This is a genomic window from Rhizobium sp. P2_G2, assembly GCF_056403555.1.
This window is the reverse complement of record NZ_JBFUFF010000076.1, coordinates 1-22,413: the sequence shown is the minus strand read 5'-3', so window position 1 is coordinate 22,413 and position 22,413 is coordinate 1. Positions and strand designations below refer to the sequence as shown.

Genomic DNA, 22,413 nt, shown 5'->3' with positions numbered 1-22,413 from the left:
GCCTGGCGGCGTGTCATTTCGCCTCCTACCGGAACCGACCCCAAAAACGGGGCACTGGCGTGCCCCGTCTCCGTCATTGATCTTAATTACCTCCGAACCCGTAGTGTCTCTTCGTCGTCATCCCGTTGACGACCGCCAAAGGCCGCGGCCACCGCAGCAATAAATGCACCGATGAAAAGCGTAAGTGCGCCGAGAAGCGCGGCAACCGAGGAAGCTTTCCGTGCTTTATCAGCAGCCCGCTGCGCGGCAACCTTGGCTTCCTCAACCTGTTTTAACACTGTGTCGACCCGCGTCTTCGCATCGGCTTCGCTCAGGCCTGTCTGTGCCGCAACCAGGCGGGTGATGTAAGAACGATCGTCGTCCGACATTTTTCCTTGGACCGCCGAAGTCGCCAAAATCCGCGAAATCTGGGCTGCTGCCGTTTGAGCGTTCGCCGTCGCGGCAGTAGCCGGATTGGCAGGACGGAGCAGGGCGTCGGTAAAATAGGCAGTGGAGAGATTGTCGGCCTGGCTGGCGGCAGTCGTGGCCGCTGTACCGGCTGTCGTTGCCGTTGCCTGGACGCCAGCGCCCACAATGGCGGAAACGCTCGAAGTAAGAAGCCCGGCGATGAGCAGCGTGGCAAGGGCCCAAGCAAGGAAGCCATGCGCGGTGTCGCGAAAACCAACCTCATGGGTATGGACGCCGACCCACTTGGTACGTAGACGCCCGGTGATGTAGCCACCGATTCCGGACGACAGCCATTGCACCACCACCAGCCAGATCGCGGCCCAGACCCCGATGGTCACGGCGGAGGCGCTTTGCGATTGCCACGGGGACACCATGGTTAGGCCGAGCCCGGCGCCTACCAGGAGCAGCACGAGTGTTATGGCGGCGGCAGCCAAACCGCCGGCCACGATCGATGCCCAACTTACTGCGGATGAAGATGATTCCACGGGCGCGTTAGTAACGGGAGAGTCCGGTGTGAGGGTCATTGCAGAGTCCTCAATGCCAGAAGAGCATAAGGATGAGAATGATCGGAAGGGGGATGCCCAGCAACCAAAGTAGAATACCGCGACCCATAATAAGTCCTCCAAAAGCATTTTCAATCAAAGCATGGCCGAGACCAAGCGGGAAGCAAACGCCTTGAAAAAGCTTTAGTTCCGCCACATTCACGAGTTGCGAGCGATTTCATCGTACGGATGCCATCTAAGCGGCGATTTGTGATTGTCCCGACAGCGCAGGGCTGCCAGGCACACCAACGAAAACCGGCCACTGATGCAGCATATGCGAAAGAAACCTTCAGACTTATCAGGGGCGGTGTCGACGCACCTTAATGGACGTCAAGCTGGGCGAAGAAGACGCCTCCGAGATGAGGGCTTTATGTTGCTGCCGAAACCACTGGAAATCAGGCTGATTATCGAATCCGGTTCGGCCTCGCACGTTGACCATGGGAAGCCCGGCCGGATGAGCCGGTCGTTGCATCGAAAGGCGAGCGTCCTGTTGGGGGACGGCGACTTAACTACCGTGCAGGAGGCTTGTTCCGGTGCGGTTGAACCATTCAACCAGGTGACTTAACCACCCGATGGCGGCAAGGGTGTAGGCACCGTCATTGCGAAAGAAATCAATCCCGGCGGCGGTGGCGATGACTACAACAAGGATCACCCAGCGCATGCGTCCTCCTTGTCGTCGTTGGACCTAAGGTGATCGGCAAGTAACCTGTGGACGACGTTGACAATGTCCCTTGTAGAATAGCCCACTTCGTTTGCCCGAGCGATCAATTCGGAAATTGCCAGTGCGATCTGCTTTTCTAAATCTTCCACCCGATCAGAACTACTGAACGGACGCCGAACAAGCCGCATCATTTCCTCCAAAAGAAAACGGTTATAGAGGTTCCATTTAGTTGAATACCCTAGAGATATCAGGATGGTGTTGCCCCTTCCTCCGACAATTTGGCGATGGGAGCCCTCACCCGGCATTTGACGCCCGTGGGGTTGTAATCCAGCTCGATTGTGGCACCGATTTGCGAGGCCAGCGCTCGTTGGATCATCTCGCTGCCAAAGCCGCTTTTCTCGGGCGGCTTGACCGCCGGGCCATCCTGCTCCTCCCAGCGGAAGACCAATGTCGGAGCTTCTCCGCTGTCGATAAACCAGGTGATGAGAATGGTCCCCTCTTGCTTGGCAAGAGCGCCATATTTGGCGGCATTGGTGCACAGCTCGTGCAACGCCATGCTGAACGCAAGCGCCGTGCGGGCCGAGACCTGAAAGTCCGGACCGCTCACGCGGAACTGGGATCGCGCCGCATCATCGAACGGCGCGATTGCCGTCCAGACGAGGGCCATGAATCCGGCGGACTGCCATTTGTCCTGCCCCAGAAGGCTGAAGGAATCGCCGATGGCGCGGAGCCTTTGGCTGAAGACCCGGCGAGCGTCTCTGATGTCGGCGCCGTCTCTGAAGCTCTGGCCCGCAACGGCCTGGATCATCGCCAGCAGGTTTTTGACACGGTGGTCCAGTTCGCCGATCAGTAGGTCGCGCTGCGTGTTGGCTTCTTGAAGGTCGTCCATGAAGGTATCGACCGCCGCGCCGATCGCGCCGAACTCGCCGGAGGCAGCCTTCATGCCGGTCCGGGCTCGGGCGTCGTTGGTTCGCCACTGCTCAAGTGCATGCAGGATGCGCTGAACCGGTCGCTGGATGGCATAATGCACGCTCTGCCACGAAAGCGCTGCCGCCAGCACGATGGCGAAAAGCGTGGTTGCCAGCCCAAAGATCATAGCCTGCCGAATGGCGGAGAAGGTGTCGTTCACCGAGACGCCCGTGCTGACGTAAAGCGGCTTGGCAGCCGTGACGGGGAAATAAGCGAGGATGCGCCTTGTGCCGTCCTGGCTTGTCAATTCGAGCGTGCCGGGTTCACCGGCGGTGACCAGCGAGCGGTACGTGTACGGGATGGTCGTGCCGACAAATCGCTCCGGTAACGGCTGGCGTGCGAGAATGACGCCGTTGCGATCGGCAACGGTCAGATTGCCATCCTTGGGAAGATCCCGCGCCACCAGAATGCGCTGCAGCCAATCCAGGTTCAGGGATAGGGCGACCACGCCCTTGACCTTGCCCTGCCCATCCTTCAGCGGCATTGCCATCGGGAGCAGGGCTTTGCCGGTCACGCGGCTCTTGGTGTATTCGCCGACCACGAAGCCGCCGGTACGCAGTGCATCCTGGAAATACGGCCGATCCTTGAGGGACATTCCAACGCCCCGCGGCTCCTGCCGGCAGAGGATTTTGCCGTCCAGGTCGATCACGCCAAGCGTGACGACACCCGGCAATTTAGGGACCGCAGCGGCTAAAAAGGCGCCACATTTTTCCGTATCCAGCGCCTGCACGGACGGCGCGGCCGAGATCGTCACAAGGACGTTCTGCATACCGGCGATTATCCGCTCGAACTCCAGTGCGACCAGCTGGCCGGAGCGGAACACTTCGGCGTGAGCTTCCTGCTCCTTCGAGGACTGCAGGGCATACAGATTATAGAAGAGGACTAAAACAAGCGGCAGCATGGCCGCGAACATCAACAGCGGTAGCCGGTGCGCCAGCCTGAGCCCCATCGCCATCCCCATGCTCCCGGAAAGCCGCCGGACCGGATATCAAAGTGAAGCGAAGTTAGAAAAATACCGCGGCCAATACAATCTGGTGATATTCCGAAATGTCCTTCGGCTCGTTCATTGTGCCTCAGCGTGCGATTTCGTACCAAGTGATTTGAGAGCAGATCTTTGCGATCGATCAAACAATTTTCTTCGCTAAAGCGCTAAAGGCAGGATCACAAGCTTCCGATGCTAGACCGTCCTTCGATTGCGCACAATGGAGCTTGTTAGTTCGTGGGACACCCTATTCTCCTCGTCGTCGAAGACGAGGCGCTATTGATGATGGTTGCCGAGGAAGCCCTGTCAGAGGCAGGATACCAAGTCATAACCGCGTCTTCCGGCGAAGATGCGATCGCTCAACTTGAAGCCAGGCGTGCCGAAATCAGGGGGCTGCTGACGGACGTTCATCTCCTTGGCCCAATGCGGCACGAGCCACCACCGCCCCTCTTTCAGCACCTGCTGGCCGTCGGAGTCGTGATGGATGAACGGAACGGTCTGCGTCGGGGCGATGTTGTAGCGGCCCAGAACGTTTCTGCCGAACCAGCGATCCTTCAGCCGATATAGCGGGATCAACTCCGGCCACGGCATCATTTCAGTGAAGGGTCCGCACATCTCACCCTCAAGAGTTCCACCGAAAGCAATCCAACCTTGGTACGCTATCTGACGGTACCGGAACTCTTGCATCTGGCAACCGTTGCTTTCGCAGACCCCAGGCCCGGTTTACCATTGCCCCCGCAAGGTATTCGCCGCCGAGCCGTGTATAAAGCCCACCGCGAACCCTCCGCGGCGGGCTTTTGATTTTCTACATCTGCCACATATCGCGGATCATGCATGCCGACTATACCATAGCGCTGCGGCTTCATGGCAATAGACCAATAAATGGGCTCGATCTGTGATGCCGGCCCGATAGGCGTGAAGTACGAATTCCGCAAAAGCCTTATCGTTCGACGTTGTCCGGTGAAACCATGGCTCAGTGACTATTGCCGTGAAGATATCTTTAACGATTTCCATCTCATGAGGCTGCATTACCAAGCCAGTGAATGGCATTTCAACCTCCCAAGGCTCCTTAGCCGATCCTAGTCCTTTTCTGGCGCAATTCCAGTAAAGTGTCGTTCAAAGCCGGCAGCTCGTATCGTTGCCTGTCAGGGGTCGATGAAAGCGCATGCCTTTCACTGCAACTGTGTTGCGCTCACCGTGTTGAACCTCGAGATCACGAAGCAACGAGCCTTCTGACTGGAATACGCGTTCGGTTCAGCCATGTGAGAAGATGCCAAATGCCGCGCTACTATTTTACCATCAAAAACGGGATAATCCTCGTGCCAGATGACACGGGAAGGGAACTGCGAGACTTCGAGGAAGCGCGCGCCGAGGCAGCGAACCTCGCTGTGGAGGTTCGGCGGGGGCTCGGGCGAATTCCCAATTTGGTACCCGAACTGCGTGTCGAGATAAGGAACTCCGAAAATCAAGTCGTGGGATGGGTCGACTTAGCTCAGGCTGTATCCTCAGCCGGCAAGTGAAGCCCTTATCCTTGTCCCATGGTCAAACGGGCTGTCGATAGTAGACGGACATGCTTTGTCGTCTACGTGAGGAGGTTAGATTTTTATCCCTTGGGAACCCGCGGCGCGGCATCATTCTACCCTAGAACGTTGCATCAAAGAGATTATCTGATCGGGCGTCTCGGTCACTTTGATGGAGGAGCGACCGTTCCCGTCATTGGAGGGGAAATAGATCGCGGTATGATCCAACGCGTCAAGCTGCGTGAAATGCGTAGCAAGATTCATGTTGACCGTCACGGGAACTGCTCCCCTCTTGCCGGTTGAATATAACGTGAGATCGATCCACATGATGCTTCTCCCAACGACAATCAGAGCATGCATCAGGAAATCGGATCTGTCGATGGGCGATCGCGCAAGCAGTCAGCCATTGGTGAGACGCTCCGGTAGCGATAAACGGCTTTCTGGTTATGGCTTTGGGCCGGCCGCGGGGCTATTCTTCAGCTCCTCAACGGCCTTTTTTAGATCGGTGACCTTGGCGAGCAAGTCGAACTGGTTCAGTGCCGCAGCGGCAGCGAAAGCACCTATAGCGATCGGCGCAGATCGATAGGCGAGGTATCCGACAGATACTCCGACCATAGTGGCGGCAAAGTAGCGATATCTCGGCTTCATTCACCCATCCTCATGCCAGATCATCTATTGCCCGCTTCTGTCAGAGCGGCCGTGCAATCGCAAGCGGTCAGCCTTTGGTGAGCACTTGGCCCAGCGCCTTGGCGAGCGCAGATTTTGCAAACGGGCGGTAGCCATGATGACGCAGACGGAGCGGCGGAAATTTAGCGTCGTTCTCGATTGTGTTGCCTGCCCACATTGCGAATTGTGCGTGACGTTCAGAACGCCCCRCGGCTCGGAATTGGGGGAGAGCATAGCTCAACGGCTTTCGATCTCGTAGACCGTTTCCCCTCGTCGCCAAAATGAGCCAACCGGCCCGGCTGCTTCGGTGGCCGGGCTTTTCTATCCCGGCGCCATGAAGAATGGCTTCCCTTGAATATGAATGAACACAAGCCCAACGATAAGCAGTGCGAAGATGATCACGGTTATGACAGCGAACATCGCCAAAGCGTAGTTAAGATCATTCTTGTCATTGCCCATGAACCGCAAACGCAAGCTGAGGGGGGATGTTCCGGACGCAGAGGCGATCGCGGCGATCCCAACGATTGTCCCGCTGTACCGCGGTGGGCTCATTGCTTCGTCGGCGGCGTTTGAAATGCCTGGAACACCTTGGGAGCCAGCGCGTTTGCCTGATCAAATACACAAGGGGTTCGACATGAAAAAAGCGCTCTCCCGGCACGCTGGCCTTAGCCTTCATTGTTACCGTACTCGCTCCCGCCATTGCCGCTGATTACAAAGCTCACGATGTGTTACTGACCGTTTCCACGAACCATTGTGCTCGACCAAGTGGTTGTACGGGCGCAGGACTGTCGTCGTTGACGAGCGGGAGCCCGACGTGATCTTTCTGCCACATACCCCTTATTTCATTATGAACGGAGCGTACAGATGATGGCAGATGTAGTCGGCCGGTTGGCGGATGCGCTCAATGATTCAGGGCGCCGCGGACGGTACGTGATGAGCGGGCAGAAACGACGAAAGCCGGTGCACGTCCCCTGTGCACCGGCCTCGCTTTATTGCACGACAAGTGCCCGCCAATTGTCGTGCTTGACCGTTGTTCAGGTTCGCTTGGGAGGAGGTTCAACTTCGGGCCGCCGCTCTGATTAAGAGCACCGAAGCTGAGAGCGATTGTCTGTTCAGCCTGTCGAGGAATGGAATTAACTGATTTGCCCGACCAGATGAACTTATATCGTGTATTAGATCGTGCTGCTGTGTTACGGGTTGTAACACCGGACATGGCCGCCGCTAAAGCTCGGGTTCGGAAAGAAATCAGCAATTTGTCGCGTGATGCCGGGCGACGGAACTGCAAGGGGCTTCACCGCGTTAATATCGGCTCTTATGCCGGTGCCCGGCGGCCTCCCGGCTACCGGGCTTTTTCTTTTGCCTTTTCCCAATATTCCCCGGCCTGCCGCGACGCTTCGCGGGAAGTCTTTTCAAATCCGCTGTTCGGCATCGGCGGCCTCCCTTGGAAATTATGCGCCAAACCACCGTTCCATTTCCACAGTCCGTCCACAGGATGGTGATGGGTCTGGAACATCCTCCCTATCACGTCCGCGCCATCGTAGCCCGCAAAGTCGTTCTCGACTTCGCTTGGCCAGGTCAGCCGCCACTTTTAGCGCCGCTGATATTCAGGATGAACGGTCGATTTTCCCATTCATGGAACCTTGAAAATTCGCCGACGTTAATTGCTCAAGTTCAGCTCGGCCACTCGCCCCTCCCTTCGAGATCGCCGAGCATATTGAAAGCCCATTGCTGTTCCCCGAGCGATGGGCTTTCTTTTTGGACGCCGCTGGCCGAATATCCGCCGCGGCATGACGCTTCCAACGGCGGTCCGCTATCGTGCACCCAACGAGAAGCGTGCGCGGGCCATGCGATCGCAAGCCGACCACAAGTCGATCGGGTCTGTGATCCCGTGTCGATAGAAGCCAAGAATCTGCTTAGCCAACCATTCCTTTTCCGCCGGTAACTTCCCGCACCATGGCTGTGTCGAAATCGATCGGAAGATATCATCCAACAGGGAAGCTTCCTCCGCGGTGACCTCTCCCCACATTCTGACGCTCCGATCGCACACCTTTTTCGATGGTTCGGTTATGACCCTATGGGCTGCGCGAAGCAAGTGAAGCCCGACGCGGTCACCGACCCGCACCGCAGAACGGACGCCGCTCGCGCTCGCCAGCGAACAATACGGCAAAGCCGAATGACGCCTGCCTCTCGGCCGAAGCTCTGGCTTTAGGGAAACATTTATCGTTACTAATGTATTATGTGAGCCGACTCGATAGAGGGTTCGCAGATTGCCGTTTCGAAAGAAGATTGTGGAATTACATCAGCAAGACCCATGGCTGACATCCTTTCAGATATCCACCGGCGTTTTCCTTCTTCGAGTGAACGGCATTTCACGTCCAAAGCACCTCTTGCCTCGCGTCATGTCCGCGTTCGGCGACCAGAGCAGCCCAAACTTCCATTTGATCCGATGCCAGCGCGCATTGAGCCGTGCTTGGCGCAACTCGTCGACAAACCGCCCAAGGGTGACCAATGGTCTTTCGAGATCAAATGGGACGGTTACCGCATGGCGGTGCATGTCGAGCCACACCGTGTCCGCGTTCTCTCCAGAAATGGTCACGACTGGACGGATCGTGTCCCGTCAATTGTCGCAGAAGTGCGACAGATCGCCGGCACGATGATCCTGGACGGCGAAGCTGTCGTGCTCGATGACCAGGGACGATCGGATTTCGGCGCGCTACAGAAGGCGTTCGGCGGCCGCGGCGGCAAGGGGGCTTCGTCCAAGGTCATCCTCTATGCCTTCGACCTGCTTTACCTTGACGGACATGACCTGACAAAAACGGGATTGCACGAGCGCCGCGAAATGCTCGAAAATCGGATCGGCGGCCGGATCGGCGCGATTCGTCTTTCTGAGACGATCGAGGCGGACGGGGACGTGTTGTTCGAACAGGTATGTGCTCTCGGGCTTGAGGGTATCATTGCCAAGAACAGAGATCGTCCTTATCGATCCGGCCGCACCGGCGACTGGCTCAAGATCAAATGCGTCCAGTCGGAACGCTTCCTCATCATTGACTTGAGCAGTCGACCGCCGGTTTCGGCGGCGTGGGTCGGCGCTGCTGGGGGCGCGGCAGGGCGATCGCCTCGTCTATGTCGGCGGCGTCGGAACGGGCTTCACGGGCGCCTCCGCAACTGCGCTCCGAAAGCAGATGGACAAAATCGCGATTTCCGCACAGGCGGTGGACACCGGGAAGAAGCGGCCGAATGTGATATAGGTTCGGCCCGTGCTCGTCCCCGAGATCGAGTTTAGGGCCTGGACGAATGATCGCAAGCTAAGGCACGCGTCGTTTAAAGGCGTGCGAGACGGGGCGGACGCGGGGGATGTGTTCCAGAGGTGACTTGCCGTAGCGCCCGGGAGGGGCAGTCCCTCCACAGCGAACTTTTCAACACTCAGATCTATTTTACGCTTGTCGCTTGCTCGACCTGAGACCCAGCGGTCTTCGTGCTTCAACTCTATCTTGCTCCCGGCTTGCCGACCGCTAATCTTCTCCTAGGGGCGCCTCAATTAACGCGCTGACGCTGCCTATCCTGCTGATTGTGGAAGCCGAAGACTTCATCCTCGCTGTGGTCGAGAAACCCTAAAAGTACGGGGTTCGCTGCTGTCGGCGCATCGGACCCATAAGGTGCGCTCAACGAGATTGAACAGGATTGCTCTCGATTCAGCGCCTTGGTGATACGGCAAGCGCTTCAGAGGAAAATCTGCACGATCATCGTCACGGCCGCTGCCGACATTACTGCGGTCGCCAGCCAGCCGATCGCCCGCATTAACAGGGGTATGCGCAGATCGCCCATCACGTCCTCGCGTGCCGTCATCAGCATCATCAGCACCATGATCGGTACGGCTGCGATGCCGTTGATGATGGCGCTCCAGTAAAGCGCCTTGACGGGGTTAATAGGCGTGAAGTTCATTGCCACGCCCATGGTGGTGGCCAAGGCAATGGTCAAATAGAAGGCTCGCGCTTCCAGAGGCTTGCGGTCCAGGCCGACCGGCCAGCGCCGAGCTTCGCCCAGGGCATAGGCGGCCGAGCCCGCCAGGACCGGCACGGCGAGCAGACCCGTGCCGACAATGCCGATGGCGAAGATGGCGAAGGCAAACGCGCCAGCAACTGGTTTGAGCGCTTCTGCGGCCTGGCTTGAAGATTCGATCGAGGTCTTGCCGGCGGCATGTAGCGTCGCCGCCGTGGTGATCATGATCGCCAGCGCCACCAGGTTGGAGAACGCCATGCCGATCATTGTATCCAGGCGGATCCGCTCAATGGCGGGCTCGGCTTGCTCGGGCGCCTCAAGAAGCGGCTCCTTCTGAGGTTTCGCCTTGAGGTCTTCTACTTCCTGGGATGCTTGCCAGAAGAACAGGTAGGGACTGATCGTAGTGCCGAAGATCGCCACGATCATTTTGTAGAAGTCGGCATTGGACGAAAATGTCGGGATGAAGAGGCCCTTGGCAGCTTCAAGCCACGGAACTTTGACGACCATTACCGTCGCGAAATAGGTGAAGAGCGAAATCGTCAGCCATTTCAGCACGGCGACGTAGCGTTTGTACTTTAAGAACACCTGCAGGCCGATGGACAGCGCACCAAAGGCCACGACACAGAGTAAGGCAGGGCCACCGATGATGAGCTTGACCGCGTCTCCCATTGCGCCGATATCGGCGCCAATATTGATAACATTGGCCGCGAGAAGCAGGCCCACCAAACCCTGCAACAGCCAATTAGGATAGTATTTTCGCAGGTTGCCGGCGATGCCGCGGCCCGTGGTGCGGCCGATCCTGCCGCTGATTTCCTGCACCACGGTCATCAAGGGATAGCTGAACAACATAGTCCAGGTGATGCTGTAGCCGAACTGGGCGCCTGCTTGCGAATAGGTCGCTATGCCGCTTGGATCGTCATCCGACGCGCCAGTGATAAGACCTGGGCCCAAAACTTCTAGAAGTCTCGGCTTCGAGGGTTCGACGGCAGGATCGCGGGCAGATTGTGCGTCTTTAGACATGAAGGTTGCAACGAACGGGATCCGTCACGTTGACTGGATCCGATGATGTTTGTGCCGAAGGCCACAACCGGCCCTCAAGCGTGTGATACCGATGCCAAGGCCGCAATCTCTGACGCCTTGGAAATCGCGCCGACAGTGCGTTGTTCCAGCATGGCCTTTTGAAGGTCGTGCACCAATGCAACGAAGTCGGTCTCGGCTGCGGCAAACTTTGTCGGATCATCGAACGCGGCGGCAAGTGCGTCGGCCGCGAGTTTCAACATTCCGACAAGGTGAAGCACTTGCGGAGTCGGGCGGGTAAACCGAAGTGCGTTATCCAGCACCATGCGCGTATTTCGGGCGAAAACGCCACGGACCGCGGCGAAGTTTTCGAGCTGGGCCAAGGGAACGTTGAGGTAAGCGACAGCAATTCGTGACATGGCGATCTCCTACGAAATTGCCGCCTGTAACGTTCTTTGGTCGGTTTAGTTGCGGTACGCTATCGAACGAAGACACCCGCATGACAAAAGGTGAAATCCGCCGCCATCAGGATCACCACATTCTGGCCTGCCTTGACCACGACAGCTAGAACAAAGGCTGATTGACTCTGCCTCTTGTCTCCTCGATTCCAAATCAAGCCCGAAGCGAGGATCCGGCTCCGCTCCGACGCTACTGCTACATGCGGAGCAGGGGATTCTTCAAAGCCCAGATGCCTTGGTGAGATTGATGCGGAAGCGGTCGCGCCGCCGCTGGTATTTGCGGGTCATTTCGGCGCTGGCATGGCCAAGTTGTTTCTGCACGTATCGTTCGTCAACTTCGGCGGAGGAGGCGAGACCGGCGCGCAGCGAGTGGCCGGAGAATTTGAAGCCGCGTTCACTTTCGCTCAAATCACCGCGAACGCCGGCGGCCATCGCGGCACGTTTCACCAGACGCGCCACTTCCTTGTCGTTCAATCGGTCGGGGCCGACATCCTTGCCTTGGCCGCGGACGCGGCGAAACAGCGGTCCTTTTACGATCCGGGCAAACTTGATCCACATCTCGACGGCGACGATGGGGCAGGTGGCAGCGGAGGAGCCGCGGCCGATCTCGACCTCCCGCCAGCCGGTTTTTCCGCGCAACGTCAGCAGCAAGCCCTTCTCCAACACCTCGATCCAGCCCGAAGAATCTTCGGTCTGGTCGCGACCGAGATCGAGCCCGACGATTTCCGAGCGGCGCAGGCCGCCGGCAAAGCCGATCAGCAGCATGGCGCGATCGCGGAGCCCGCGCAGGGTGCCCCGGTCCAATGTATGGAGCATGGCGATCAGGTCTTCCGGCAGAATGGCTTCCTTCTGCCGGGGAGGGGCTGCGTGGGTGTTGCGGATGCCGGCCATCACCGTGGCAATGGCGCGATCTTTGCGATCTAGTTTTTGGCCGCCGCGCTGCGAACAATTCCAAGCGATCGCCGAAAGCCGCCGCTCGATCGTGCAAACGGAATTGGGCTTCATGTCGCGTTCGGCCGTTCCTGAAGCACAAGCGGTGATGTAGAGTCCGACGACCTGCGGATCCGGGGGAGGGGAGCCAGGTTTTGCCGCCGGCACCAGGCCGAAAAATGCTTCCAGTCTGAGGCGTAGGCTTTGCGGGTGTTGGCGGAGCTGGCGGCCTCAACATAGCCGCGCGCCCGCTCCGCCACCTGTTGCAGATGGGCGGGCAGCGAAGCATTTGCCTGCGGAAGAGGGGAGGGGAGCCCGCCGCTGTGCGTTGGGGTGCCGGTCGACGCCTGCGGCGCGGAAACATCGTCACGGCCGCCGGTGCTGTCAGACGCAGCAGAATTCTCTTGGACGTGATTTTCGCTGTTTTGCTCGAAGATTTGGCTCATTTCTCTATAATGACAAAAACGTCCGATAATGCAATCTTATCGGTCGTTATTTGCCGCCGACAGGCTGTGCGGTTTACGGTCACAGCGATGGCATAAACCGCACGCGTGTTCTCCGCCCGGCCACATGGATTCGTTCGCCACGCCTTTCGGACGTCGCCGGCGTGGTCCGCCAAGTTGCCCGGCTGGACATTGGCGCCCGGGCGCGAACCGAAGTATGCCGACGGCGCCTTCCTGGCCCGCATTGCCTTGAAAATGTTGCATGATTTCGAGCGCGCCACACCAGTCTGGGCGGCTGCTGGCGCGCCCCTCAGGCTTCAAAATGCGCCGCAGCGGCCGTGCGGCTGATGCCCGCAACACGCGTTGCGTGACGCGCTTTTGCTCACGGCCGCCGGCAACGATCCCGGCCGGCCGGAATGGTGTTTTCGGCCTACAAAGAGGTCACGACTCAAAAACCCGGCTTTTCGTGGAAGGCTGTTACTGACCTGACCGATCTTCTGGGCCTGGCGTGCGACGACCGGTCGACGGCAGCCGCCAACCATGCCGTCGGCTGCCGCCACACAGTCACACTTGGCGAATTGTCGAAGATCTTTGGCAAGGAGGTGCCGTGTGTAGGATGTTCCGGTGTGGTGTCTGTGTCTTCGCGCCCATCACTTCAGCCCGGAAAGGTTGCGGCGAAGCACGTCTGAAAACTTCTTCAATCCACCTTGCTGAAGGGTCTCCACGAACACGTCGACCGACGGCGTCGTCTTGCGCAGATTGTGGCGCGCACGTTTGATGCTGGAGATCAGCGCGCCTGGAAACGCAGCATGGAGGTCGGTCAAAAATCATCCGGCGACTGACTGGCCACGCCGTAGGGGCGAAGTTCCGGTGCTGGAAAATGCTTGACGTTCCAGGTGACGATGACGGAGGCTTTCCCAGCGATGGCGGCCGCGAGCACGTGCCGATCGCCGGGGTCTGGTAGCTCGAGATCCGCGACCAAAGGGCGATAGTTTGTCACGTCCGCGTCCGGCAGTACGGCCTTCATCCGGTTCCGAGTGGCGATCAGACGTTCGATCGGCAACGAAGGCGTGTTGGCGGCAAGATTGCGCATCCATTCGTCATGGATTTCGTCGGTCCAGCGCGCCTCGACGAGGCCGTCAAAGGCGCACTGGATCAGAACGTTGCGCAGGTGGAAGGGATAGAGGACGCAGGCATCATAGACCGCAAATGGGCAGTTTAGAGGCCATGGGTCTGGATCAGATCCTCGGTGTCTTCGGCAAGCGAATTCATCGCGGCCTGCCGGGCGTCCAGCCTGGATTTCAACGCAAGCACATCCTTGAGAAAAGTGCGGCGGTGTTTGCCGACATAGCGGAATGGCAGATCGCCCCGGTCCATGCGCAGGACGACGAGTGGCCGCGAGATACCGAGAATGGCCGACGCTTCGGTTGGGCTCAGTTCCTTGTCTTCGGCTAGCACGGCGACGCGCTCGCCACGCAGCATGTGCGCCAGAAGCGCTTCAACGGCCGCGGCGGCCGAGGGCGGGATCATGAGCGTCTGTTCTCTTCCGCCTTCGTGACGAACATGGAGTTCCAGCCTGTCGCCCGCAGTTAGCCTCGGCAAGGGCGAAGCTGCCTTGCGGTCGTGATCCGACAATCCGGCGAAATGAACGATCTGGCTAGCCATAGCGAAGTCTCCTTGACCGCCAATATAGTGCGTATGGCCCGTAACTGCAATAACTGAAAGCCGGCACACCGGACGCGGTGGCGATGCGGGTTACCAGGTCGCCACCGACACTTCGAGGTCAGGCGGCTTCCCAAACCTGATTCAGGATCCGCGCCGCGAGCGCCGCCTTGTCTTGCGGCAGGAACCGGCCGTAGTGCTCCTGCACGACATCCGGGGTATCCTGGATCGCATAGCTTGCTTGCTCGTAGGATCCGGTCTGCTTCAAGATGTGGGTTGCGAGAATGTCCCGAACGTTGTGCGGTCCATGCGGCAGCAGGCCCTTGATGGCGCCGCGACCGGTATAAGGATTGTAGATGCCGTAGCGTTGGATGATCGTCCTCCATGCTTCGTAAAATTTCGTGGAGTCGTAAGCCGCATCGTAGCTGGTCGTCTTCACGGTCTTCACGAAGAACGTGCCGGGATCCTTCGCGCTGCCGAGCAACACGCCGCGATGCCGGTCGATATAAGCCTCGAGATATTTGTAGAGGTCAAGCAGGTCTGGGAGGATCAGCCGGAACGGCTTTTGCCCGAAAAACGATGAGCCGGAATTCTTGAAGGCGACGGACGGGATCAACACTTCCCAGCCACGCTCGCGATCGCTCCAGCGTAGCTCACCGCACTTCATGTCTTCAAGCCGGCGCTCGGACGTCGGGAAATCACCGCGCGGGCAGACGCGAAGCTGGCGGAGGTTCTTCTGCCGAAGTCCCAGATGCAGTCCTAGCCGAAGCATCAGGAAGGACCGGACGGCTTCCGCGGCCGGTCGCGGATAGCGGTTTTCATCCGGCATGCGCTTCAGGATCTCGTCGGTGATTTTGCGATATTCCGCCAGCGGGCTCTCCGCTTCGAGAATCACCATGATCGGCTCGAACGGATCGCGATGCACGCGCATCACCCGTTGAACCTCCCTGGAACGGTTGGCGGCGTGCCGATGAAACGCATCACAAGCGCCGTGCCAGTCGCGCGCGGCGAACTCGATCTCTTCCGGTGCAATGAGGCCTTCGATTGGACTGACATTCTTGAGAAGCTCCGGATGCTGGCGGAGCCAGCCCACCTCTGCCCGAGTCAGAGCTTGCGCCACCATCAGCATGTCCTCTTCCCACTTGGTGTAGAAGCCGCGCCGCTGTTCACGCCATTGCAGGTACCAGTCCCAGACGCCCGGGAAGATCAGCAAGCCGAAGGTCAGCTGACTGAGCGGGACGCCGCGGCCCTTGACGATGCCGGCGGGCGAGGCAGCGAGCGCGCCGAACATCAGGCCGAGATGCTCGATCTTCTGGGAAGCGGTTTCCTCGCCCCACACACCATTGCGCTGAAACCCGATCGCCGTCAGCGTCGAGGTCTTGAAGCGGATCAGGTCCGCCATTTCCATCGCCAGCCGCGGCGGCGCGTCGACCACGCCGGAAACCAAGTCCGGATCTTCGAACGCTTCGTCGGCGCCGGCGGTTAGGGCGAATGATCGCGGAGACAAAGATCCTCTGCCATAGGTGACACCCGGAAAGCGGACGGCATAGCGCTGCTTACTCGCCGCCGCCTGGTAGCGGCGATAATCGGTCGAGCCGGAAATGATGACACGCTGCACCCAGTCGATGATCTCCTCGCGCCGGGAGAAGGGCAGGCTGCCAAAATCATCGGGCAGATGCCAGGCCAGTCGCCGCCGCTCTGCGGGGCTGATGTCATCCAGGTCGTGGCCATGGAGCGACCGTGATTGGTGCGGCAGCTTGGCCTTGAAATATCCTGGCGTCAGTCGGTACCGCCGCTCGATCCGGGAGAGGATTTCGAAACTGGCAATGGATCTGGGCGCGCGTTCACCTTGGATCCACGACAACAGCGTCTTGTCGTCGAAGGTCTCGCCAAGGCGAACGATCGCGCGGTAGAGCTGCCAATAGCTGTCTCCGAACCGGCGCATATGATAGACGAGCGCGTCCTGAAAGCTTTGCGGGTCGTCCGCCGCTTCGAAGAGCGGCTCCGGGAATTCCTGGATCGGCTTTGGCTGCGGACCTCGCGGCGTTGAAGCGGATTGGGCTGGAGCGTCATTGCCGCCCATTCGTCGAGGCTTTTGGGTGGACGATGTAGTCGGCGCCGGCGCGCGTTTATCGCGCTTGTGCGATTGGGTTTTCAGCTTTGACGGTCGGACGTCCTCTGACGCCGGCGGCATCCCGAGCCACCGGATGATCGCATCAAGGCCGGGGCGCAGCTGCCTTTTCAGCTCCGATGTAAGGTCGTCATCGATCCCGCAGGCGCTCGCGATTGTAGCCCAGTCAATCCGACCACTCAAAAGCGGTGGCGACTTGCGGTAGATGATCAGGCTGATGAGGTAGGGTCTGATATTCTCCAGGACTTCTTTCGATGCGACTGGCGCGATGCGCACTTCGCAGAATTCCGAGATTTTTCGTTGAAAATGACGTGAGGAAATGTCTTGTTTTGGCATGCTCGCATTCCATTGTTCTCGACCCCAATGCCGAGGGCGAGCGGAAATAGGCGCTGTCGTTTAACAAAGGATGTATCGCATAAGTTGGAGTACCATTTAGACAAGCGCTCACCTGTCTGAAACGCACGCTAACCCACCTGCGTTGCTAGTGCAGATCGACCAGAGTGTTACGGGACGAACTGTCGGATAAATTATCTATGTATAAACGAAGTATGCGAATTAGCCCTGCCATTCATGGAGAATTCAGGACGGCTGTGTTATATATGAAGATTAGATCGTATTTCCAGTGTGGCTTTCGATAAGCAATAGTTATCGATGGTTAGATATCGTTCCCGCAAAAGCAGCCTGTAATGAACTCTAACTATGAGATAGCGTTCGTTTAGCAAATCATTTACCATGATTTCAATGTCTTACGATTTGTCGAAATTGCCCATCTCCAGCCTGCTGCGGCCGATTTCGGACGCGGGTTCCGCGCTGGCGCGGCTCGACGAGCGCATCGCCCGTTCGCCGGTTGGGTGGGGATGGATCGAACGATCGCATTTCGCCGACGCTTGTGCCTCGCTGTGGATCGACGGCGAGCTCGTCCACATGGAAGACCTCGTGCTGCATGACGCCGGCGCCGACATCCGCGCCCCCACGCACGAACTGACGATTGCCCGCGACGTGCTGCGCACCCGCCGGCGGATCGCATCGCAGCCTGCCGGCTGGGCGCTCAGCCCCGACGGTCTGCGCAGCCTCCGCGGGCACGACTTCGTCGCCGGCGCGCCTGCAGCATCACATGGCGCCGACGGCACCGTTGCGATCGACGCCGGCGAGCTGGACAGCAGCGCGAACGGAGGAGGGGAGGGGGAGGACCGCGATGATGGTGCCAGCCCGCTCGACGCGGAGTTTGCCGCTATCGATGCGCTGTTGGCCCGCTCCGACGCGGCGATCAAGCAAGCCAAGACGCCCGGCCGGGCTCCGGCCAAGGATCCGTTTGTCTATGATCTCGATTGGGACGAGGATGAACGGCTCGGTGAATGGCAAGCCGTCCTCCGCGAGCTCGACGGATTTCCACCCGTGCTGCAGGCGATTGTCGCCCTCGATGCCTGGAATGGCTTGGAGGTGCTGCAGCATGCACCCTGGCTCGGCCGGCCGCTGGCAGCATCATTGCTGCGTCAGGCCGGTCTCACCACGGCGGGGCATCTGGTAGCGCTCAATCTTGGGCTCAAGTCCATACCCGTCGATCGACGCCGACATCGGGATCGCGAGACCCGGTTGCTGGCGATCGCGCAGGGGCTGAGCGCGGCCGCGGAGTTCGGTCTGAAAGAGCATGACCGGCTGACCCTCGCCAGGCAAGGCATGGAGCGGCGCGTGATCGGCCGGCGTCAGTCGTCCAAACTGCCGGAGCTGATCGAGTTGGTGCTCTCTCGGCCGCTAGTGTCGGCCGGCATGGTCGTCAAGGCGGTCGGGGTGACACCACAGGCGGCGATACGGATCGTTGGCGAGCTCGGTCTGCGCGAGATGACGGGGAGGGGGAGGTTTCGGGCGTGGGGGGTTCTGTGATCGTCGGATCGAAGCTGATCGCTGCGATTCCAGATAACTGACGAGAATTACGACTTGGCCTCGGTCGTAAAATCGGCCAATAACTGTGCTTAGGGGACGCAATGATGTTAGCCACGAATGACCAGGAAATCAGAGCCGCGCTTCATAAGAAGAAGCTGCGCTCATACCAGAAGACCGGCGATGTTATCATTGTCGACGAACTTGGTTTGTCCCATGCCAAGGTAAGGATCGATGTCGCGGTTATATCTGCGGAAGTCCATGGTTTCGAGATCAAAAGCGGCCTCGATACGCTCGATCGACTTCCGGGGCAGCTGGAGTTTTATTCGAAGGGCCTGAGCAGGCTCACTCTTGTCTGCGCAGACAAGCACCTGGCAAAAGCAGAGAGGATCGTCCCTGACTGGTGTGGGCTGATCAGTGCCGAAAAAGGTCCGCGAGGCGGTATTGCGTTTGAAACAGTGCGACGCGCTCGCGCTAATCCATCTGTTGATGCGATTGAAGTTGCTCACTTGCTTTGGCATACAGAAGCTGCCGAGCTGCTAGCAGGGTTCGGGGCGTCCCCGCGTGAACTCAAGCGAAGCAGGCTGCAGCTTTACATCGATCTGGCCGCCCAGATGCCGATCGCTGACTTAATTACAGCGATTCGCAATTTTATGGTCCAGCGCCCGGCGTGGCGAGATCAGCCAGCACGTGCATGATGTGATGGCTGATGCCATTCTCCTTCCAGCGCGTAAGATTTGAGGGTGGAGCGAGTTTCTTTGCGCACAGGTCGATGTACTCGTCGCCTGCTGAAAAGTGAGGACCGCAAAACTGACCTGATTTAAGAATACTGTCGCAATGCGAGTGCATCTGTCCCGGGTCGGCTCTGAATGCTCCACCCTTGCGAACATTCCATGTGTCGCCTGCCGTATAGACAAGCTTGCCCGCGGGCTTCAGCATCCGCATGTCCTGAGCGGTGAATTCCGGGTGGACGATCGTGTAATCTCCAAAGTTCGGGATACGCCCAATCCCGGCAAGTTTGGCGCGCAGTGTTTTGTAAAAGACCCAATCGTGCCGCGGCAGGTGTCCACCCGGTTTGTCGATGCCTAGTATCTGAGGAAACCCCGTGCCGATCACTACCAGAGAGCGGTAGCTTGCCAGAGCCGACACATTCTCCATCGCCGCAATCATGCCGTCAGCGAAGTCTGCGTACGGTTGGAAATTTGGCGCACCGAGATCGATGATAAGGTCAGTATGCTCTCGAGTGAGACCAATCGACGAGACCAATGCGATTAGTCGCGCATCGAAGTTGGGCTTCATAACGTGCTCGAGGCGAGCTCGTATCCCCGCGCCGAGCTTGTCGATCGCTGCGATACCGGCCACCACAACATTTACAGCCGAAGGAGCGTCCAATGACGTGATTGGCACTGCCCTGGATCCGAAACGCCGGATTTCCTCGAATACGAACGACATAGGCGTGCGGCCATCTACCATGCTTGCGCCGGCGATATTCGTATGGACGTCAATCCATGCCGCCCGCTGCCCCCATTTTTGCTGGTAACGCTTCGGGAAAGTCTGGACCTGCTCTTGAACCGTTTTCTTCGGTCGAGCTTCCTCGAAATCGTATTCCGGCTCGGGGACAAGTATGAATGGAACGACGGACTGTTTTGCCGTGTCACTGAGGCGGAACAGCGCCTGGTATTCGCCTTGGCGCCACCGCAATGACGGAACGTACATGCTGGGAGTTAGCTTCATTCCAACATTCCCTCAAACTGGGTCCGGACGGTGCCTGACCCGACCAGATTGCTGAGGAGTCGATAATCGTTTCTCTCCTTCCTGATCCTGCCGACAATGATACTTGCGCTGACTCCGAGCTTCTCTGCATCGATGAGCACCGCTTCTTCCGTCAGCGCAAATCGAGATAGGCACTTGCGCCAAGCATCTTGCGGAATGAGATGATCCAGGGAGAACTTGTCCGCGTCCTCCTCATACTGGTCACCTTGATGACCATACTCTTCATCGAAGAAATCGAACCGAAGAGAGTTATAAAGATGCAGAAAGACGTGTCCCAGTTCGTGGAACAACACGAACCAGAAGTTATCAAGGCGATCGAACCGAAGAGTGAGTGCCACAACGGGATTCCCGAATGGAGCGACCATTGCCGCGCCATCGAGGTATGTTCCAGGAAGATGACTTTGGACGACCATGCCAATGCCGTTTCGACCGAGAAGATCCCTAGCCTTGCGTGGTCCGTCGCTATCTTTTGTGAGTGCGACCAGCCGACCCAACCATCGATCGTCGAGAGTAAACTCTCCTATCAAACCAGCTTTGAAATCATCGTTTGCCTTCTGAAGTACACGTGCTTGCCACGCCAGAAGAGCGTGCTCGTTCGGTGCGTTGCCACTATGCATCTTCTTGCGGTGAAGAGCCGTCGCGAACTGCGGCCCGGCGACTTGATGAAACCAGTCGCGAGCGGACACCGCCAGGTCATTACCGTGGATCCACCCGCGTTTGGCCATCTCTCGAAGTGGGAACTTGTTCCATTCAACGGAACCCGCGTTAGACCAAGCGTAAATCGCCCCTTCCGATCGTTCCTCGCCCGCTCCGTAAGACGCAGAGACCCGAACTCTCAAAATACTTGCGACGTCCATGAGCCGTGCCAAGCTGGCGCTCATGTAGTTGGTTGCCTCGTACCGCTGCACTTGCTGCGCTTTCAGACCTAGACTCTCAGCGAGATCTGTTTGCGACAGGCCACTTGCGATGCGCGCCTGGATCAGAACGCGAGGCAGGTCCTCGAAGGCGAACTCCTCCGTGAAACCAGCAGCCCCGGATTTGAGGAAATCGTATTCGGCCATCTCTCGCTGGATGTCTGCGATTTGGCTTTGGAGCGCGTCAGACTCGACTTGTTTCAACCAATCGAGCGTGCCTTCGCCAACTCGGTCAGCCAGCGCCGCGTTTCTCAAATTGTTGAGCTGTTCCCTCGATACTGCGTATTGTCTATCACTGAATATCATGAGCTAGCCTCCGAAGGATCGTCGCATCCGTCATGATCGAAACTTCAATAATTCCCTTTTTCCCCCCCGAATGTTTCTCTACTTGGAAAAAATCCAAAAACGCTCTTCCGGAGCCGGCTTCAACGAAGCTCGATGGGAAAAACTCTCCCCCGAAACGGGCCTTTTGTCGGGCTCTGCCGTCGCTGAAATCCTTGAATACGGGATCGAGGACGGTGTTTATGACGCCGGCCGGATCCCAGCATGCGTCGTAATCACCAGGGATGGGTTTCGCAGTGACGAAGCTGCCGTCCAGATAGATCCTTGAACAGCCAGCCTTCACCAACGCGGCGCCACCGTCGACCAAACCTGCGAGAAGGGTACGGCGCCGGTCGTTATATCCATACACGTCACGGATTTCATCAAGTGTTGCAAGATGAATGCCACTCGGCAGCACATCCCATGGAGATCCGGGTACGGAAATGAAAGCTGGAATCATGGTTACAACAATAATGTTGTAAGAGAAGAAATGCAAGTGGCAACTTATCCGAATGCCGACGGCGTCATATTTTCGGGTGCCGCCGTCCGATTACCCGGAACCTCTGCGTGCTCAACTTGATGCATGCCTCCCCGTCAGGTGTGAAATTCGAGGGCGTTAGACATACGGCGTCAATATCGATCCTGCGCCAGGGCTGGGCCGGGGCGCATCTCACCGCTGTCAATCTCGGCCTGAAAACCATTCCCGTCGATCGCCGCCGCCATCGCGATTGCGAAGCCCATTGCTGGCGATCGCCCAATGGCTGTCTGCGGCTGTCGAGGTTGGCCGAAGGCTTAGCGCAGGATTCCGCCCCCTCTGCAACGACCCCTTTGTGACCTTTCCTAGGGAAGCCGAGGAACTTATGCCCACACCTAATCCGAAGTTGTTTGTGTGTTTCGGCGTGGAATATTGACCCCTCTGGCGGGGTGACCGGCGTCCAATTTTGACCCCCCTCCTGTTTTGTCTGACCATCCGTCTTTTGCTGGCGGATGGAGGGGGAGTTGAAGCGAGTGGATACGATTGCGCGTGTTCGTCGAGCCTTCCATGTTCAAGGCTGGTCAGTGAAGAAGATCGTCCGGGAGCTGCATGTGTCCCGCAACAC

Annotated in this window: 19 protein-coding genes and 3 pseudogenes; 6 read left to right on the top strand and 16 right to left on the bottom strand. The window is 58.4% G+C overall.

Annotation, left to right across the window (positions count from 1 at the left end; genetic code table 11):
* Window positions 1-86: 86 nt before the first annotated feature.
* From AC1D06_RS31965 to AC1D06_RS31950, 4 genes are all read right to left on the bottom strand, one after another.
* Entirely contained in the window at window positions 87-971 is an 885-nt protein-coding gene (locus tag AC1D06_RS31965) for a hypothetical protein (RefSeq protein ID WP_477989924.1), read from the bottom strand.
* 523 nt (window positions 972-1,494) lie between these two features.
* Complete coding sequence (locus AC1D06_RS31960) at window positions 1,495-1,650, bottom strand: hypothetical protein (RefSeq protein ID WP_477989923.1); 156 nt, start codon at window positions 1,648-1,650, stop codon at window positions 1,495-1,497.
* A 247-nt stretch (window positions 1,651-1,897) separates the two neighbouring features.
* Window positions 1,898-3,574 (bottom strand): sensor histidine kinase, encoded by a 1,677-nt coding sequence (locus AC1D06_RS31955; RefSeq protein WP_477989922.1) that lies wholly within the window; start codon window positions 3,572-3,574, stop codon window positions 1,898-1,900.
* Between the two features lie 333 nt (window positions 3,575-3,907).
* Window positions 3,908-4,216 carry an SOS response-associated peptidase family protein gene (locus AC1D06_RS31950; protein WP_477989921.1) on the bottom strand — a complete coding sequence of 103 codons (309 nt, stop codon included), beginning with the start codon at window positions 4,214-4,216 and terminating at the stop codon, window positions 3,908-3,910.
* Between the two features lie 662 nt (window positions 4,217-4,878).
* Here AC1D06_RS31950 and AC1D06_RS31945 point away from each other — a divergent pair.
* Window positions 4,879-5,121, top strand: coding sequence for a DUF6894 family protein (locus AC1D06_RS31945; protein ID WP_477989920.1), 243 nt, complete (start codon window positions 4,879-4,881; stop codon window positions 5,119-5,121).
* A 111-nt stretch (window positions 5,122-5,232) separates the two neighbouring features.
* Here AC1D06_RS31945 and AC1D06_RS31940 read toward each other — a convergent pair whose 3' ends face one another.
* Window positions 5,233-5,448, bottom strand: coding sequence for a hypothetical protein (locus AC1D06_RS31940; RefSeq protein ID WP_477989919.1), 216 nt, complete (start codon window positions 5,446-5,448; stop codon window positions 5,233-5,235).
* A 117-nt stretch (window positions 5,449-5,565) separates the two neighbouring features.
* On the bottom strand, window positions 5,566-5,769 hold the full coding sequence (locus tag AC1D06_RS31935; RefSeq protein ID WP_477989918.1) for a hypothetical protein: 204 nt from the start codon (window positions 5,767-5,769) through the stop codon (window positions 5,566-5,568).
* Between the two features lie 1,145 nt (window positions 5,770-6,914).
* Here AC1D06_RS31935 and AC1D06_RS31930 point away from each other — a divergent pair.
* Together AC1D06_RS31930 and ligD are read left to right on the top strand one after the other, a co-directional pair.
* Window positions 6,915-7,286: a hypothetical protein gene (locus AC1D06_RS31930; RefSeq protein ID WP_477989917.1), complete on the top strand. Its 372-nt coding sequence runs from the start codon at window positions 6,915-6,917 to the stop codon at window positions 7,284-7,286.
* A gap of 947 nt (window positions 7,287-8,233) precedes the next feature.
* Window positions 8,234-9,158 (top strand): annotated as a pseudogene (gene ligD, locus AC1D06_RS31925) (non-homologous end-joining DNA ligase).
* A gap of 349 nt (window positions 9,159-9,507) precedes the next feature.
* On the opposite strand, the gene AC1D06_RS31920 reads toward ligD, so the two are convergent.
* The 7 genes and pseudogenes from AC1D06_RS31920 to AC1D06_RS31890 form a co-directional block, all read right to left on the bottom strand.
* Window positions 9,508-10,806, bottom strand: a complete 1,299-nt coding sequence (locus AC1D06_RS31920) for an NRAMP family divalent metal transporter (RefSeq protein WP_477989916.1) — start codon at window positions 10,804-10,806, stop codon at window positions 9,508-9,510.
* Window positions 10,807-10,880: 74 nt separating this feature from the next.
* Window positions 10,881-11,186 (bottom strand): hypothetical protein, encoded by a 306-nt coding sequence (locus AC1D06_RS31915; RefSeq protein WP_477989915.1) that lies wholly within the window; start codon window positions 11,184-11,186, stop codon window positions 10,881-10,883.
* 294 nt (window positions 11,187-11,480) lie between these two features.
* A pseudogene (locus AC1D06_RS31910) lies at window positions 11,481-12,637 on the bottom strand (site-specific integrase).
* A gap of 647 nt (window positions 12,638-13,284) precedes the next feature.
* Window positions 13,285-13,458 carry a VapC50 family PIN domain-containing toxin gene (locus tag AC1D06_RS31905; protein ID WP_477989914.1) on the bottom strand — a complete coding sequence of 58 codons (174 nt, stop codon included), beginning with the start codon at window positions 13,456-13,458 and terminating at the stop codon, window positions 13,285-13,287.
* On the bottom strand, window positions 13,455-13,790 hold the full coding sequence (locus tag AC1D06_RS31900; RefSeq protein ID WP_477989936.1) for a PIN domain-containing protein: 336 nt from the start codon (window positions 13,788-13,790) through the stop codon (window positions 13,455-13,457). The genes AC1D06_RS31905 and AC1D06_RS31900 overlap by 4 nt, the downstream gene beginning before the upstream one ends.
* A gap of 62 nt (window positions 13,791-13,852) precedes the next feature.
* Window positions 13,853-14,299 (bottom strand): MerR family transcriptional regulator, encoded by a 447-nt coding sequence (locus AC1D06_RS31895; RefSeq protein WP_477989913.1) that lies wholly within the window; start codon window positions 14,297-14,299, stop codon window positions 13,853-13,855.
* 118 nt (window positions 14,300-14,417) lie between these two features.
* A complete protein-coding gene (locus AC1D06_RS31890) occupies window positions 14,418-16,763 on the bottom strand; it encodes a hypothetical protein (RefSeq protein ID WP_477989912.1) in 2,346 nt (781 codons plus the stop codon).
* Window positions 16,764-17,159: 396 nt separating this feature from the next.
* Between AC1D06_RS31890 and AC1D06_RS31885 the strand changes: the two genes are divergently transcribed.
* Together AC1D06_RS31885 and AC1D06_RS31880 are read left to right on the top strand one after the other, a co-directional pair.
* Complete coding sequence (locus AC1D06_RS31885; RefSeq protein WP_477989911.1) at window positions 17,160-18,308, top strand: RHE_PE00001 family protein; 1,149 nt, start codon at window positions 17,160-17,162, stop codon at window positions 18,306-18,308.
* 101 nt (window positions 18,309-18,409) lie between these two features.
* Window positions 18,410-19,003, top strand: coding sequence for a sce7726 family protein (locus tag AC1D06_RS31880; RefSeq protein ID WP_477989910.1), 594 nt, complete (start codon window positions 18,410-18,412; stop codon window positions 19,001-19,003).
* Here AC1D06_RS31880 and AC1D06_RS31875 read toward each other — a convergent pair.
* From AC1D06_RS31875 to AC1D06_RS31865, 3 genes are read right to left on the bottom strand one after another with little or no spacing between them, the layout of a single operon-like run.
* Window positions 18,957-20,039 (bottom strand): beta family protein, encoded by a 1,083-nt coding sequence (locus tag AC1D06_RS31875; protein WP_477989909.1) that lies wholly within the window; start codon window positions 20,037-20,039, stop codon window positions 18,957-18,959. The two genes, AC1D06_RS31880 and AC1D06_RS31875, sit on opposite strands and share 47 nt — an antisense overlap.
* Complete coding sequence (locus tag AC1D06_RS31870; protein ID WP_477989908.1) at window positions 20,036-21,298, bottom strand: helix-turn-helix domain-containing protein; 1,263 nt, start codon at window positions 21,296-21,298, stop codon at window positions 20,036-20,038. Before AC1D06_RS31870 ends, AC1D06_RS31875 begins: the two co-directional genes overlap by 4 nt.
* Window positions 21,285-21,809: a DUF6932 family protein gene (locus tag AC1D06_RS31865; RefSeq protein WP_477989907.1), complete on the bottom strand. Its 525-nt coding sequence runs from the start codon at window positions 21,807-21,809 to the stop codon at window positions 21,285-21,287. Before AC1D06_RS31865 ends, AC1D06_RS31870 begins: the two co-directional genes overlap by 14 nt.
* Window positions 21,810-21,949: 140 nt before the next feature.
* Between AC1D06_RS31865 and AC1D06_RS31860 the strand changes: the two are divergent.
* Window positions 21,950-22,098: pseudogene (locus AC1D06_RS31860) on the top strand (DUF1612 domain-containing protein); the annotation flags it as partial.
* Window positions 22,099-22,413: the final 315 nt, after the last annotated feature.

Coding starts and splice junctions, on each gene's coding strand:
- AC1D06_RS31945 (WP_477989920.1), top strand. CDS start 4,879: ATGCCGCGCTACTATTTTACCATCAAAAACGGGATAATCCTCGTGCCA.
- AC1D06_RS31870 (WP_477989908.1), bottom strand. CDS start 21,298: ATGATATTCAGTGATAGACAATACGCAGTATCGAGGGAACAGCTCAAC.
- AC1D06_RS31890 (WP_477989912.1), bottom strand. CDS start 16,763: ATGCCAAAACAAGACATTTCCTCACGTCATTTTCAACGAAAAATCTCG.
- AC1D06_RS31950 (WP_477989921.1), bottom strand. CDS start 4,216: ATGTGCGGACCCTTCACTGAAATGATGCCGTGGCCGGAGTTGATCCCG.
- AC1D06_RS31930 (WP_477989917.1), top strand. CDS start 6,915: ATGGAATTAACTGATTTGCCCGACCAGATGAACTTATATCGTGTATTA.
- AC1D06_RS31935 (WP_477989918.1), bottom strand. CDS start 5,769: ATGAAGCCGAGATATCGCTACTTTGCCGCCACTATGGTCGGAGTATCT.
- AC1D06_RS31885 (WP_477989911.1), top strand. CDS start 17,160: ATGATTTCAATGTCTTACGATTTGTCGAAATTGCCCATCTCCAGCCTG.
- AC1D06_RS31965 (WP_477989924.1), bottom strand. CDS start 971: ATGACCCTCACACCGGACTCTCCCGTTACTAACGCGCCCGTGGAATCA.
- AC1D06_RS31960 (WP_477989923.1), bottom strand. CDS start 1,650: ATGCGCTGGGTGATCCTTGTTGTAGTCATCGCCACCGCCGCCGGGATT.
- AC1D06_RS31875 (WP_477989909.1), bottom strand. CDS start 20,039: ATGAAGCTAACTCCCAGCATGTACGTTCCGTCATTGCGGTGGCGCCAA.
- AC1D06_RS31940 (WP_477989919.1), bottom strand. CDS start 5,448: ATGTGGATCGATCTCACGTTATATTCAACCGGCAAGAGGGGAGCAGTT.
- AC1D06_RS31880 (WP_477989910.1), top strand. CDS start 18,410: ATGATGTTAGCCACGAATGACCAGGAAATCAGAGCCGCGCTTCATAAG.
- AC1D06_RS31895 (WP_477989913.1), bottom strand. CDS start 14,299: ATGGCTAGCCAGATCGTTCATTTCGCCGGATTGTCGGATCACGACCGC.
- AC1D06_RS31920 (WP_477989916.1), bottom strand. CDS start 10,806: ATGTCTAAAGACGCACAATCTGCCCGCGATCCTGCCGTCGAACCCTCG.
- AC1D06_RS31955 (WP_477989922.1), bottom strand. CDS start 3,574: ATGGCGATGGGGCTCAGGCTGGCGCACCGGCTACCGCTGTTGATGTTC.